Origin of the sequence: Streptomyces sp. Y1 (genome assembly GCF_041053115.1) — a bacterium.
Lineage (GTDB): Bacteria > Actinomycetota > Actinomycetes > Streptomycetales > Streptomycetaceae > Kitasatospora > Kitasatospora rubellomurina.
On sequence record NZ_CP163445.1, the window covers coordinates 3,677,080 to 3,691,819 of the forward strand.

Annotated in this window: 3 protein-coding genes; all 3 read right to left on the reverse strand. The window is 75.7% G+C overall.

Annotated elements, in window-relative coordinates; translation table 11 throughout:
* Positions 1-50: 50 nt before the first annotated feature.
* Positions 51-11,579 (reverse strand): SDR family NAD(P)-dependent oxidoreductase, encoded by an 11,529-nt coding sequence (locus AB2U05_RS15565; RefSeq protein ID WP_369183494.1) that lies wholly within the window; start codon positions 11,577-11,579, stop codon positions 51-53.
* Positions 11,580-11,745: 166 nt separating this feature from the next.
* Positions 11,746-13,422 carry a glycoside hydrolase family 1 protein gene (locus tag AB2U05_RS15570; RefSeq protein WP_157882240.1) on the reverse strand — a complete coding sequence of 559 codons (1,677 nt, stop codon included), beginning with the start codon at positions 13,420-13,422 and terminating at the stop codon, positions 11,746-11,748.
* Positions 13,423-13,550: 128 nt separating this feature from the next.
* On the reverse strand, positions 13,551-14,735 hold the full coding sequence (locus AB2U05_RS15575) for a macrolide family glycosyltransferase (RefSeq protein ID WP_369183495.1): 1,185 nt from the start codon (positions 14,733-14,735) through the stop codon (positions 13,551-13,553).
* Between the last annotated feature and the right edge of the window lie 5 nt (positions 14,736-14,740).

The following is a 14,740-nucleotide window of genomic DNA, read 5'->3' on the forward strand; positions in this document are numbered from 1 at the left end:
CCGTCGGTGGGGCTCGGGGTCACGTGAGCGGGAGAGGTGGGGGTTTCGGGTCAGAGCAGGTCGAGCCCGACGCCGCCCAGCAGGGCGTCCAGCTCGGCGTTGAGGTCGTCGACGGACCGTTCCTGGACCATCGGCGGCGCCGGAACCCCGGCCGGGGCGGCCGCCTCCTCCCGCTGGACGAGGTCCACGAGGTCGACGAGCCGTTCCAGCAGTCCGGCGCGGTGGATCTGCTCGGCCGACAGCCGTTCGAGGGCCCAGCCGAGGGTGGCCGCCGGGTCCTGCGCGGCGCCCCGGTCGGCCGCCGGGGGCGGGCCGGTGAGGCCGAGCCGGTCGAGCAGCAGCGCCGCGATCGCCTCGGGGGTCGGGTAGTCGAAGGCGAGGGTGGCGGGCAGGGTGAGCCCGGTCTCGGCGGAGAGCCGGCGGCGCAGTTCGACGGCCATCAGCGAGTCCAGTCCGAGGTCCTTGAGCACCTGCCGGGGGGCGAGCGCGGTGCCGGCCTTGCCGCCGAGGACGGCGCCGATCTCGCGCAGGACGGTGCCCAGCAGCGCCTCGCGCCGTTCGGCCTCGGGCAGGGCGGCCAGCCGGTCCTTCAGGCCGGCCGGCTGTCCGGCGGCGGTGCGGGCGGCGGCCCGGCGGCGGCCGGGGGCCACCAGCCCCCGGAGCACCGAGGCGAGTCGGCCGCCGTCCCCGGCGGCGCGGCGGGCGCCGGCGAGGTCGAGCCGGACGGGCACCAGGTTCTCGGCGTTCTCGGCGGAGTAGCGGTCGAGCGCCGCGCCGAGCAGGCGCAGGCCCTGGTCGACGGGCAGCGGCGCGATGCCCTGGCGCCGCATCCGGGCGAGTTCGGCGCCGCCCAGGTGGGAGGTCATGCCGACCCCGGCCTGCTCCCACAGCCCCCAGGCGAGGCTGGACGCCGTCAGGCCGTCCGCCCGCCGGCGCGCGGCGAGCGCGTCGAGGAAGGTGTTCGCGGCGGCGTAGACGCCCTGGCCGGCGGTGCCGAGGACACCGGCGGCGGAGGAGAAGAGCACGAACGCGTCGAGGTCCAGGCCCCGGGTCAGCTCGTCCAGGTGGAGGGCGCCGGTCGCCTTGGGGGCCATCACCCGAGCGAGTCGGCCCTCGTCCTGGCCCGTGAGGAGGCCGTCGTCCAGGACGCCGGCCAGGTGGCAGACCGCAGTCCACGGCGCATCCGGACCCGCCAGAGCGAGCACCTTCGCCACGTCATCCCGCCGAGTGACATCACACGCCACCACCTGCACACTCTCCGCGCCGGCCGCCAGCAGCGCCTGCGTCGTCTCGGTCGCCCCGGGGGCGTCGGGGCCCTGCCGGGAGGTCAGTACCAGCCGCCGCACGCCGTGCCGGCGGACCAGTTCGGCCGCCACCTGGCGGCCCAGTTCGCCGGTGCCGCCGGTGATCAGGACGGTTCCGTCCGGACGCGGCGTGCGCGGCTCCACGGTCCCGATCGGGACGCGCGCCAGGCGCGGGGCCAGGGCGCGGCCGGCCCGGAGGACCAGCTCGGGCTCGTCCGCGAGGGCGAGCGCGGCCGGGGCCGCGTCCGGGCCGTCCAGGTCGAGCAGGCGGATCGTCCGCTCCGGGTGCTCGGTGCGGGCGGTGCGCAGCAGGCCCCAGAGCGGGGCGTGCGCCAGGCCCGGCAGCCGGTCGCCGTCGACGGCGGCCACGCTGCCGGCGGTCACCCAGACCAGCTCGGCCGCGCCCAACCTCGGCTCGGCGAGCAGCTGTTGGAGGGTGCGCAGCGCCTCCCCCGCCAGTCGGGACGCCTCGGTGGGCTCGGCGGCCCCGGTGGCGTCCACGACGACGACCGCCGGCACGGGCCCGGCAGAAGCCATCCGCGCGAGCAGCGCGGCGACATCGGCCAGCGACTCGGCGCCCAGGCGCGCGGCGAGGGCGCCGCTGCCGCCCAGCACGACGGCCGGACGGGCGGCGGCGGGCGGCGGCGTGGCCGGCAGCGCGACCGGCGGGAACTCCAGCCGGTACAGGTCCCCCGTGCTCCGGGCGGCGGCCAGCTGCTCGGCCGTCGCCTCCCGCAGGTTCAGGCCGCCGACGTGCGCGACCGGGCGGCCGAGCGGGTCGGCGGCCCAGAACTCGATCTGCCGGCCGCCGGCCACCTCGGTCACGTCGATCCGGACGCGCAGTTCGGACGCGCCCGCCAGGTACAGCTGGGCGTCGGTCCACTCGAACGGGAGCAGCGCGGACCCGGCCGGGGTCAGTTCGGCGACGACCGCCTGCAGCACGTGCAGCGCGGTGTCGAGGAGGGCCGGGTGGACGCCGTACTCGTCGGCCTTCAGGCCCTCGGGGAGCCGGACCAGGCCGTACGCGGTGTCGCCGCTGCGGAACAGCTCGGTCAGGCCCTGGAAGGCCGGGCCGTAGGCCAGGCCTCGGGCGGCGAAGCGCTCGTAGAAGCCGTCCAGGCTGACGGGCTCGGCACCGGCGACCGGCCAGTGGCGGAGCGCGTCGAACCCGTCCTGCGCCGACTCGCCCGCCTCGTCGGCGAGTTCACCGGAGGCGTGCAGCGTCCAGCCGTCCTCGACGTCCTCGAGACGGCCGTGGATCGTGAGCGGGCGGCGGCCGCCGGTGCCGGGGGCGCCGACCGCGATCTGCAGCCGGACCGGGCCCTCCAGGACCAGCGGCTCCGACAGGGTCAGCTCGGCGACCCGCGCGGCGCCCACCGACTCCGCGGCGGCCCAGGCGAGTTCGAGCAGGCCGGTGCCGGGGACCAGGACGGTGCCGAAGGCGGCGTGGTCGCGCAGCCACGGCTGGGCGTTCGGCGCCAGCCGACCGGTGAACAGGTGGCCCTCGCCCTCGGCCAGAGCAGTCGCGGCGCCCAGCCAGGGGTGTTCGGACGCCTCCAGGCCCATCGAGCCAGCGTCGGCGGAGGCCGCGGTGGCCTCCGTCCAGTAGCGGTCGCCCTGGAAGGCGTAGGCCGGGAGGTCGGCGACCGGAGAGCCGCCCTCACCGAGGACCTTCGTCCAGTCGATGTCGACGCCCTGGACGTGCAACTGACCGAGAGACTTCAGGAGTTGGTCGAGGCCGCCCTCGTTGCGGGCGAGGGAGCCGACCACCACGCCGCCGTGTTCGGCGCTGCCGTCCGTCAGCGGCATGGACAGCACCGGGTGGGCACTCACCTCGACGAACACGTTCCGGCCGTCACCGAGCAACTGCTCCAGCGCCCGGTCGAAGCGGACCGGCTCCCGCAGGTTGCGGCACCAGTACGCGCCGTCCAGCTCCGGCCCTTCCAGCACCCGGCCGAGGACGGTCGAGTAGAACGGCACCGAGGCGCGCCCCGGCTTCAAGTCAGCGAAGGACGAAGCCAGTTCGGGCAGCAGGGAGTCCATCTGCGCACTGTGCGAGGCGTAGTCCACGTTCACCCGGCGACAGAACACCGCCTGCTGGGCCAGGTCCGCCACCAGGGCGTCGATCGCCTCGCTGTCACCGCTGACCACGGTCGAGCCGGGCGTGTTCACGGCGGCGACGGAGAGCTTGCCGTCGTAGGCGGCGAGCAGGTCCTCCACCTGGCCGACCGGACGCTCGACCAGCGCCATGCCGCCGAAGCCGGTCACGGCCCGCACGGCCGCCGAGCGGAGAGCAACCACCTTGGCGCCCTGCTCCAGCGACAGCGCACCCGAGACGACGGCCGCGACGACCTCGCCCTGGCTGTGACCGACGACGGCGCTGGGCTCGACGCCCCACGAACGCCATAGCGCCGAGAGCGCCACACCCATCGCGAACAGCGCCGGCTGGACCACGTCCACCCGGTCGACGGGCGGGTGATCCCCGCTGCCACCGGCCAGAACCTCCCGGACCGACCAGCCCGTGAACGGCCGCAGCGCCTCGTCACACGCCACGACGGCGTCACGGAACACCGGCGACTGCTCCAGCAGGGCAGCCCCCATCCCCAGCCACTGGCTCCCCTGGCCCGGGTACACGAACACGACCTGACCGGGATGACCGGCGACGCCGACCGGACCGCCGGCGGCGACCTCGCGAAGAGCTGTGGCCGCATCGGCTGCCGTGCCCGCGACCACGACGGCCCGGTGCTCGAAGTGGGTGCGGTGCCGAGCCGCCGTCAGCGCGACATCGGCCAGCGGGACGCCGTCGCGGCCGTCGAGCCAGTCGGCCCACCGCCCGGCCTGCGCCCGCAGCGCGGCCTCGTCCCGCCCGGACACGACCACCGGCACGGCCACCGGAACAGCCACCGGAACAGCCGCGACCGCCGGTGCCTCCTCCAGGATCACGTGCGCGTTCGTCCCGCTGAGCCCGAAGGCCGAGACGCCCGCGCGGCGGACGCGCTCGCCGGGCTCCCAAGGCGTCGCCTCGTCGATGACGCGCACCGGGAGTTCGTCCCAGGCGATGTTCGGGTTGCGCGGCGTGCTGTGGACGGCGGCGGGCAGGGCGCGGTGCCGGAAGGAGGCGAGCACCTTGCAGACGCCGGCGATGCCCGCGGCGGATTCGAGGTGGCCGATGACGGCCTTGGCGGAGCCGAGGCCGAGGGGCCGGTCGGGGGCGCGGTCCTGCCCGTAGACGGCGGCGAGGGCCTGGACCTCGATCGGGTCGCCGAGCGGGGTGCCGGTGCCGTGGCACTCGACGTAGTCGACGTCGGCGGGGGCGAGCCCGGCGGCGTCGAGGGCGGCGCGCAGGACCTTGGCCTGCGAGGTGCCGTTGGGCGCGGTGATGCCGCTGCTGGCGCCGTCGTGGTTGACGGCGGTGGCGCGGACGACGCCGAGGACGGTGCGGCCCTGGGCGAGGGCGTCGGAGAGCCGCATGACCGCGACGACGCCGACGCCCTCGCCGCGCCCGTAGCCGTCCGCGGCGGCGGAGAAGGTCTTGCTGCGGCCGTCCGGGGCGAGGGCGTGGGAGCGGCTGAGGGCGACGAAGGCGCCGGGGTCGGCGAGGACCTGGACGCCGCCGGCGAGGGCCAGTTCGCAGCTGCCGGCGCGCAGCGCCTCGCAGGCGAGGTGCAGCGCGACCAGCGAGGAGGAGCACGCGGTGTCGACGGCGAGGGCGGGGCCCTGGAGGCCGAGGTGGTAGGCGATCCGGCCGGCGTGGAAGCTCTGGAGCTGGCCGGTGAGGGTGTAGGTGTCGCGGTCGGGGCCGGTCCGGTGGTTGCCGTACTCGCTGGTGCCGGCGCCGATGAAGACGCCGGTGGCCGAGTCGCGCAGGTCCTTGGGCCGGATGCCGGCGTGTTCGAGGGCGTGCCAGGCGGTCTGGAGCAGCAGGCGGTGCTGCGGGTCCATCGGCGCGGCCTCGCGCGGGCTGATGCCGAAGAAGGCGGCGTCGAAGGTGGCGACGTCGGCCAGCAGGGCGGCTTCGCGCACGTAGGTGCGGCCTTCGGCGTCGGGGTCCGGGTCGTGGACGGCTTCGATGTCGAAACGGTCGGCGGGGACGGGCGCGAGGGTGTCGCGGCCTTCGGCGAGGACGGTCCACAGGCTGTCGAGGTCGTGGGCGTCGCCGGGCATCCGCAGGCCGACGCCGACGATGGCGATCGGCTCCTCGGACCTGGTCGAAGCAGCCGTCCCGGACACCGGGGCCGCCGCCGAAGGGGCGAGCCGGTCGAGCAGCCAGCCCGCCGCGAGGTTGAGGTTCGGCTGGTCGTAGATCAGCGTCCTGGGGGCGGTGACCCCGGTGCGCTGCTGGATCCGGCGGCTGAAGTCGATCGCCATCATGGAGTCGAAGCCGAGGTCCTTGAACCCCCGGTCGGCTTCCAGCGAGCGGGCGTCCTTCACGCCCAGCACCGCCGCGGCCTCCCCGGCCAGCAGCTCGCGCAGGTGGCCGAGGCGGTCCTGTTCGGGCAGGTGGAGCAGGTCGTGCGCGGCGCCGGTGACGGCGGGGCGCACGGTCCGGGCGGCGGCGGCCTCGGGGACGGCGCGCAGGGCGGGGCCGTCGTAGGTGGCGGCGGCGCGGTCCCAGTCGATCCGGGCGGCGACCAGCGGGCGGTCGGCCGCGAGGGCGGCGTCCAGGCAGGCGAGGGCCCGGTGGGCGGCCATCGGGACGAGGCCGAGGGCGTCGAGGTGGGCGCCGATGCGGCCGTCCGCCATGCCGGACGCGGCCCAGGGGCCCCAGGCGACGGACACGGCCGGCAGGCCGGCGGCGCGGCGGCGCTCGGCGAGGGCGTCGAGGGCGGTGTTCGCCATGGCGTAGTTGGCCTGGCCGGTGTTGCCGAGGGCGCCGACGACGGAGGAGAACAGGACGAAGGCGTCGAGGTCCAGGCCCCGGGTCAGCTCGTCCAGGTGCTGGGCGGCGACGGTCTTGGGGGCGGCGACGGCGGCCAGGGCGGCCGGGTCGAGGTGGTCGAGCAGGCGGTCGTCGAGCACCCCGGCGGCGTGCACGACCACACGCAGCTCCTCGCCGAACTCATCGACGAGCGCGGCCAGTTGGTCGCGGTCGGTGACGTCGCAGCCGGGCTGGGAGACCCGGGCGCCGAGCGCCTCCAGCTCGGCCCGCAGCTCGGCCGCACCCTCGGCGTCGGCGCCGCGCCGGGAGGCGAGGACGAGGTGTCCGACGCCGCGCGCGGCCAGGTGCCGGGCGACGTGGGCGGCCAGCGCGCCGCTGCCGCCGGTGACCAGCGCGGTACCGCTGCTCCGCCAGGCGGGGCGGCCGGGCTCGGGGGTGTGGCGGGTGAGCCGGCGGGCGCGGCGGCCGCTCGGGCGCAGCGCGACCTCCTGCTCGCCGTCGGTGCCGGTGAGGGTGGCGACCAGCTGGTCGCCGTCCACCGCGCCGGAGGCCGGCAGGTCGAGCGTCCCGCCCCACAGCAGCGGGTGTTCGAGGGCGACGACCCGGCCGAGGCCCCAGGCGGCGGCCTGCTGCGGCTCGGGCGCGGTGTCGTGGGCACCGGTCCGGACGGCGCCGGCGGTGACGATCCACAGCGGGGCGCGGACGGTGCCGGCGCCGTGGGCGGTGACCAGGGCCTGGACCAGCGCCAGGGTGCGAACGGTACCGGCGCTGACGGCGGGGTGCTCCGGGTCGGCGGTGGCGTCGAGCGCGGTGAGCGCGAGGACGCCGCGCAGCGCGCCGTCGACCGGCGCGGCGGCGAACTCGGCGAGCGCGTCGGCGAGTTCGGGGCCGGCCGGGAGGTGGTGCACGGTGCCGCCGGCCGCCTCCAGGGCGGCGGCGACGTCGGCGCGCAGGCCGTCCGGGCCGTCGACCAGCAGCCAGTGCCCCTCGGCGGGCCGGTGCCCGGCCTTCGGGGTGTCCAGCGCCTGCCAGTCCTCCTGATACAGCCAGTCGGCGATCTCGGCGGTCTCCGCGCTGCGGTCCCGCCAGGTCCGCAGGTACGGCAGCAGCGGGGCCACGGTGGGGCGCAACTGCTCGGACACGCCGATGAGTTCGGCGACCCGGTCGGCCTCGCCGCTGGCCACCGCCTGCCACAGCTGCCGCTCGCCGGAGTCCTCGGACTTCGGACGGGCGGCGGCGGGGGCGGCGGTCAGCCGGTGCGGCTCGCGCTGGAAGGCGTAGCCGGGCAGGTCGACGGGGGTTCCGGTGCCGAGGACGGCCGTCCAGTCGAGGTCCTGGCCGGCGACGTGGAGGGCGCCGGCGGCGGCGAGCAGGGCGGCCGGTTCGTCGTCGGTGGTGCGGAGGGAGGCGGTGAAGACGGCGTCGTCCAGGCAGGCGGCGCCCATCGCGGACAGCACCCCGGACGGCCCGCACTCCAGGAAGCGGCGCACGCCCGCGCCGTGCAGGGTGCGGAGGGCGTCCAGGAAGCGGACGGCCTCGCGGGCCTGGCGCGCCCAGTACCGCGGGGAGCGCACCCCCTCGCCCGGGGCGAGGTCCGCGCCCATCCAGCGGCCGTCCAGGGTACTGACCAGCGGGACGCGCGGGGCCCGCAGCTCGCACGTCTCGACGACGGCGGTGAACTCGGCCAGCATCGCGTCCATGTGCGGGCTGTGGAAGGCGTGCGACACCTCCAGACGGCGCACCCGGCGACCGGCGGCGCTCATGGCGGCGAGCAGTTCCTCGACGGCGGCCGCGTCGCCGCTGACCACCGTCTGGGTCGGCGAGTTGACGCCCGCGACCGCGATCCGGCCGCCCGACACCCGCGCCAGGGCGGCCAGGACCTCGTCCTCGCCCGCCTCCACGGAGGCCATCGCGCCGCCCGTCTCGCAGCCCTGCATCAGCCGCCCCCGGGCAACCACCAGCCGCGCCGCGTCGTCCAGGGAGAGGACGCCCGCGACGTGCGCGGCGGCCAGCTCGCCGACCGAGTGCCCGGCCACGGCGGCCGGGGACACACCCCACGCCTCCCACACCCGGTACAGCGCCACCTCGACCGCGAACAGGGCGGGCTGGGTGAACTCCGTCCGGTGCAGTCGGGTCGCGTCCGGGCCCTCGGGGTCCGCGAACACGACCTCCTTCAACGGCCGCGCCGCATACCGGTCCAGCACCTCGACGACCTCGTCGAAGGCCGCCCGGAAGAGCGCCGAGGACGCGTACAGCCCACCCGCCATCCCGAGCCGCTGGCTGCCCTGACCGGTGAACAGCACACCCACCCCGCCCGGGACCGGTCGGCCGACGACCGCACCCGCACCGGGACGGCCCTCGGCCACGGCCAGCAGGCCTTCGGCCGCCTCGGCCGCCGAGCGGGCGACGACGACGGCCCGGTGCTCGAAGTGCGTCCGGTGCCGGGCGGCCGTCAGCGCGACGTCCGCGAGGGCGGCGGCCTGCGGGCGCGCCGACAGGTGCCCGGCGAGGCGGGCGGCGTTGGCGGCGAGGGCGGCCTCGGTCCGGCCGGAGACGGCCACCGCGACCGGGGCGGTGGACGCGTCGGCGCGCCCGGCCACGGCCGCCCAGTCGAGCGGGAGGCCTTCCGTCCACAGCAGGCCGGCCAGGTCGGTGAGGGTGTCGAGGGCGGGCCGGTCGCGCCGGCAGGTGGCGGCGACCACCGCGTCCGGGAGCGCCCGGCGCAGCGGGTGCTCGACGACCGGGTGCGGGCCGATCTCGACCACGCAGAGGCGCTGCTCGTCCGCCCCGGTCTCCGCCGCCAGGGCCGCGGCGGTCTCGGCGAGCCGGATCGGCTCGCACATGTTGCGGGCCCAGTACGCGGCGTCCAGCTCGGCGCCGTCCAGCGGGCCGCCGGTCACGGTGGACCACAGCGGCAGCTCGCCCGTCCGGCCCCGGACGCCGTCCAGCAGGCGCTCCAACTCGGGTGCCAGTACAGCGAGTTCCGCGCTGTGCGCGGCGTAGTCGATGGCCACCCGGTGCACCCGCACCCCGGCCTCGGCGAGCTCCTGTTCGAGTGCGGCGACGGCCTCGGTCCGGCCGGAGACGGACACCTGGCCGGGGGCGAGGTGGGCGGCGAGGCTCAGCCCGTCGCGCCCGGCGAGCAGCCGCTCGGCCTCGGCGAGGTCCAGTTCGCCGACCAGCATGGCGCCCCTGCCGGAGGCGTGCCGGGCGATCAGCTCGGACCAGGTGCCGATGATCCGGGCGCCCTGGTCGAGGGTGAGGGCGCCGGCGGTGACGGCCGCGGCGACCTCGCCGATGCTCTGGCCGGCGACGGCGTCGGGGGTGAGGCCCCAGGCGCGCAGCAGCCGGGCGAGGGCGGTCTGCAGGCCGAACAGCACGGGCTGGAGGACGTCGGTGCGGTGCAGGCGGCCGACCGCGGGGTCGGCGGTCAGCTCCTCGATCAGGGACCAGCCGGTGACCGGGCGCAGCGCGCGGTCGGCTTCCTCCAGCGCGGCCCGGAAGACGGGCTGGGCGAGCAGGTCGCGGCCCATGCCGGGCCACTGGGCGCCGTGCCCGGAGAAGACGTAGGCGAGCCGGGGCCGCTCCTCACCCACCCGGGCGGCAGTGGCGGCGCGCAGCGCCTCGGCCAGCTCGCTCGGGTGCGCGGCGGCGGCGAACAGCCGGTGGGCGCCGGTGCCTTCGGCGCTCACCCGGTCGGCCGTGGGCGCACCGGAAACCAGCCGCGCGGCCAACTCGCCGACAGCACTGCCCAGTTCCTCCGACGACTGCGCCGCCAGCGCGGCCACGTACCGCGCCCGCCCCGGGGCCTCCTCCAGCGCGAGGTGGGCATTGGTCCCGCCGAAGCCGAAGGCGCTGACGCCCGCGTAGCGGCGCCGGGCGCCGGCCGGCCAGGGGGTGCGCTCGGTGACGACGGCGAGCCGCTCGCGCGCGAAGTCGATGTGCGGGTTGGGCGCGCGGAAGTGCAGGTTGGCGGGCAGTTCGCCGTGGTGCAGGGCGAGCACGGTCTTGAGCAGGCCGAGGACGCCGGCGGCCGGCTCCAGGTGGCCGAAGTTGGTCTTGGCGGAGCCGATCCGCAGCGGTTCCTCGCGGCCGGGGGCGAAGACGGTGCCGAGGGCGGCGGCTTCGATGGGGTCGCCGAGCGGGGTGCCGGTGCCGTGGGCCTCGACGTAGGAGACGTCCTCGGTGCGGACGCCGGCGCTGCGCCAGGCCTCGCGCACGACGTCGACCTGGGCCTGCGGGTTGGGGGCGGTGAGGCCGTTGGAGGCGCCGTCGTTGTTGACGGCGCTGCCGCGGATGACGGCGTAGACCCGGTCGCCGTCGCGCAGCGCGTCGGAGAGGCGGCGCAGCACGACGATGCCGCAGCCCTCGCCGCGGACGTACCCGTCGGCGTCGGCGTCGAAGGCGCGGCACTGTCCCGCCGGGCTGAGGGCGCCGAGCTTGGTCATGGCGACGTGGGTGTGCGGGTGGAGCATGACGTTGACGCCGCCGGCGAGGGCGAGGTCGGATTCGCCGCTGCGCAGGCTCTGCACGGCGAGGTGGGCGGCGGTGAGCGAGGAGCTGCAGGCGGTGGCGACGGCCATGGCGGGGCCCTGCAGGCCGAGGGCGTAGGCGATCCGGGCGGCGGTGACGGAGCTGTCCCAGCCGGTGGCGGAGTGGGCGGTGATGGTGTCGGCGTCGGCGCCGTTGGCGAGGTGGTACTCCTGCGCCATGGTGCCGAGGAAGACGCCGGTGCGGGTGCCGGTGAGCGCGCCGGGGACGATCCGGGCGTCCTCCAGGGCAGCCCAGGAGACTTCGAGGGCGAGGCGCTGCTGGGGGTCCAGGTGGGCGGCCTCGGCGGGCGGGATCCGGAACAGGTCGGCGTCGAAGCCGTGGACGTCGTCGAGGAAGCCGCCGCGGCGGGTGTTGGTGGTGCCGGGGGTGGCGGGGTCGGCGTCGTACCAGGCGTCGGCGTCCCAGCGGTCGGCGGGGACCTCGCGGACGGCGTCGAGGCCGTCGAGCAGGGCCCGCCAGAGGTCTTCGGGGGTGTCGACGCCGCCGGGCAGCCGGCAGCCGAGGCCGACGACGGCGATCGGCTCGTGGGCGGTGGCGACGGACACGGGGGCGGCGGCGACGGACGGCGCCGCGCCGGCGAGGTAGCGGGCGAAGGCGGGCACGGTGGGGTGCTGCCAGAGGGCGTGCACGGGGATCTTCCGGTCGAGCCGCCTGCCGAGGGCGCTGACCAGGGCGAGCGCCTGGACGGACCGCAGCCCGAGGTCGTGGAACGTGAGGCCGTCGGTCACCGACTCGGGGTGCAGGTCCAGCACCTCGGCGAGGGCGGCGCGCAGCGTGTCGGTGAGGGGCCCGAGAGCCTGCGGCGGGGTGTCGCCGTCGTGCGGTGCCTGGGCGATGCTCATCATTCATCCTCGACGGAATCGGCGGTGGTCGGGCCGGTGGTGGTCGGGCCGGTGGTGGTCGGGCCGGTGGTGCTCACGTCCCCGGGTGTGGCCGGACGGAGGGCGGGGCGCCCACCCGCGGGGGTGGGCGCCCCGGTGACAGGGGGATCTGTCCGAGAAGGCGGGTTCAGTCCCTGCGGCCGTTCGCGGCGGGGACGCCGGCGGCGAGCTTCGGGGTGCCGGCCGGGGTCTGCGACGGGGTCGGCTCCGGGCTGAGCGGGCCGGTGCCGCCGTAGGTCTTGCGCAGGTGCGGGGTGAGGCCGCGGTGGCCGGCGATCTCGCCGTAGACGGCGGCGGCGCTGGTGGGGGTGCGGGCCATGGTGGAGCGGTCGACCGAGTAGAGGCCGAAGTGCGGGCCGTAGCCCTGCAGCCACTCGAAGTTGTCCATCAGGCTCCAGTGGTAGTAGCCGCGGACGTCGACGCCGTCGGCCCGGGCCCGGTCGATGGATTCGAGGGCGCGGACGACGACCTCGGAGCGGCGGTCGCCGGAGTCGGTGGCGATGCCGTTCTCGGTGACCATCAGCGGCAGGCCCGGGTAGCGCGCGGAGAAGTCCTTGAGCACCGGGTAGAGGCCGGTGGGGTCGGTCGCGTAGCCCATGGTGGGGATGACGTACGAGGGGTCGAGCGGCGGCAGGCAGGGCGCGAGGCCGCAGACGTCGACGTTCACGACCGGGAGGGTGGTCGGGCCGGGGGTGGCGCCGGGGTCGGAGACGCCGGTGCGGTCGTACAGCTGGATGCCCAGCCAGTCCATGGTCCCCTTCCACTCGGGGTGCGGCTCGTCGTAGACGCCGTCGTCCTTGGTGGAGAAGGCGCCCTGGCGTATCGAGTCGACGAAGTTCAGCTCGAAGAAGCGGCGGAAGCGGTCGGCGGCGGCGATGTCGGCCGGGTCGGTGCTGACCTTGCCGTTCCGGACCGGGACGTACTGCTTGGCGCTGATGGTGAGGCCGATGTTGGCGGCCGGGCCGGTGCCGTCCGCGGAGACGGTGTCGTACTGCTTGATGGCCTTGTACATGGCGGCGTGCGCGCTGATGAAGTTGCGCAGCGAGACCTGGAACTTGTCCTGGTAGTGGCCGACGAGCTCGGCCTTGCCGGGCGGGCCGGCGCCGAAGGCGTGCGAGAACAGCATGTAGACCATCGGCTCGTTGAGCGTGGCCCAGTCGTCGACCCGGTCGCCGAAGCGCTCGGCGAGGACCTTGGCGTAGTCGGCCATGGCCTGGACGACGAGCGGGCCGCCGGTCGGGTTGTCGAGGCCGCACAGGTTGGTGTCGCTCGGGCCGTTGGCGCAGCCGGGGTCGTCGGGGTTGTCGACCCAGACCGGGTTGGCGAAGTGGTGCAGCGTCACCATCGGGTGGATGCCGTTGGCGCGCAGCTTGTCCAGCAGGTCGCTGTAGTGCTTCAGGGCGGCCTCGTCGAACTGGCCGCGCTTGGGCTCGACCCGGGCCCACTCGATGTTGAGCCGGTACGAGTCGAGGTTCATGTCCTTGATCAGGTCGACGTCGTCCAGCGCCTTGCTGTAGCCGCCGACGCCGTCGCCGACGAACTGGCCGTGGCCGAGGCCGTCCGGCTTGGGCTGCGTCCAGTGGTACCAGTCGGTGTTGGTGTCCTGGTCCTCGATCTGGGTGGCCGAGCTGGAGACGCCGAAGCGGAACGAGCGCTGGCCCTCGGGGCCGGAGGCGGGGCCGAAGTGGGCGAACCTGATCGAGTGGGGCGCTCTCGCCTCCGCGGGGCTGCTGTTCGCCATCAGGGCGGGGGTCAGCAGCACGGCGGTGAGCGCGGCGATACCGAGTCTCTTGGGGCGGATCACGGTCTCTTCCATGGGGAATCGGGGTGAACGCCGCGAGGCCCGTACGCCCGGCGCCCGAGGGGTGGCGCCGGGAGGACGGGCCTCGCGGCCGTGAACGGGAGGGGACGGGGCCGGACGGGGCCCCGGTCTCAGGCGATGCGCTTGAGGTAGCCCTCGATGGCGTCGGCGGCGACGACCGGGCCGTCGGTGGCGCGGATGGCGTCGCGCAGGGCGCCGAGCTTCTCGGCGGTGGCCGGGTCGCCGAGGACGGCGTCGACGGTCTCGCGCAGGGTGGCGGCGGTGGTGGCCTCGCGCGGCAGGTAGCGGCCGAGGCCGAGCTCCTCGACGCGCTCGGCGGTGGCCTGCTGCTCGCTCATCTGCGGGACGACGACCATCGGGACGCCGTGGGCGAGGGCCTCCATGGCGCTGTTCATGCCGCCGTGGGTGACGAACAGGGCGGCCTGGGAGAGCACGTCGAGCTGGTTGACGTGCTGGTGCACCTCGATGTTGGCGGGCAGCTCGCCGAGCGCGGCCGGGTCGGCGTGGTTGCCGATGGCGAGCACGACGCGGTACTCGCTGTCGGCGAAGGCCTCGATGGCGGCCGGGAAGAACTCGGCGAAGCCGGTGAAGGCGGTGCCGAGCGAGATGAACAGCACCGGCTTGCCGCCCGGGTTGGTCCAGCTGCCCTGGAAGGCGGAGCGGTCGCCGAGGCAGGGGCCGGTGAAGACGAAGCGCTCGTCGAAGGTGTCGCCGTCGTAGTGGAACTCGCGCGGCAGGAAGATCAGCGCCAGGTCCTCGATCTTGGTGAAGAACTCGACCGGGCCGACGCCCTCCAGGCCCACGGTCGGCAGGAAGCCGGCCAGCTGGCCCATCATCTCGATGACCTCGGGGGCGACCTCGGAGGCCAGCGGGAAGCGCGACTGGATCGAGAAGACCTCGTTGGAGCCGTACGAGGGGTGCAGGCGCACGGTCGGGATGTTCCACTTGGCGCCGAGGAAGCGGGCCGCCCAGGCCATCTGGTCGTACAGGATGACGTCGGGGCGGTCGTTCTCGTAGACCTCCTCGAAGTGCTTCAGCGTCTCGACGGCCTCGTTGAAGAAGCGCAGACCCTCGGCGGGCAGCGCCTCCGGGGTGTACGGGTGGGTGTAGTAGTCGCCGAACACCGAGGTGTAGACGACGGGTTCGGCGCCGGCGGCCTCGACCGAGCGCTTGAAGTGCTCGGTGACGGTGTAGCTGACGCGGTGGCCGCGGCGGACGAGCGCCTCGACGACCGAGAGGGTCGGGTTGATGTGGCCGACCGCGGGGATGTTGAAGACGGCGATGTGAGCGGACACGTGAC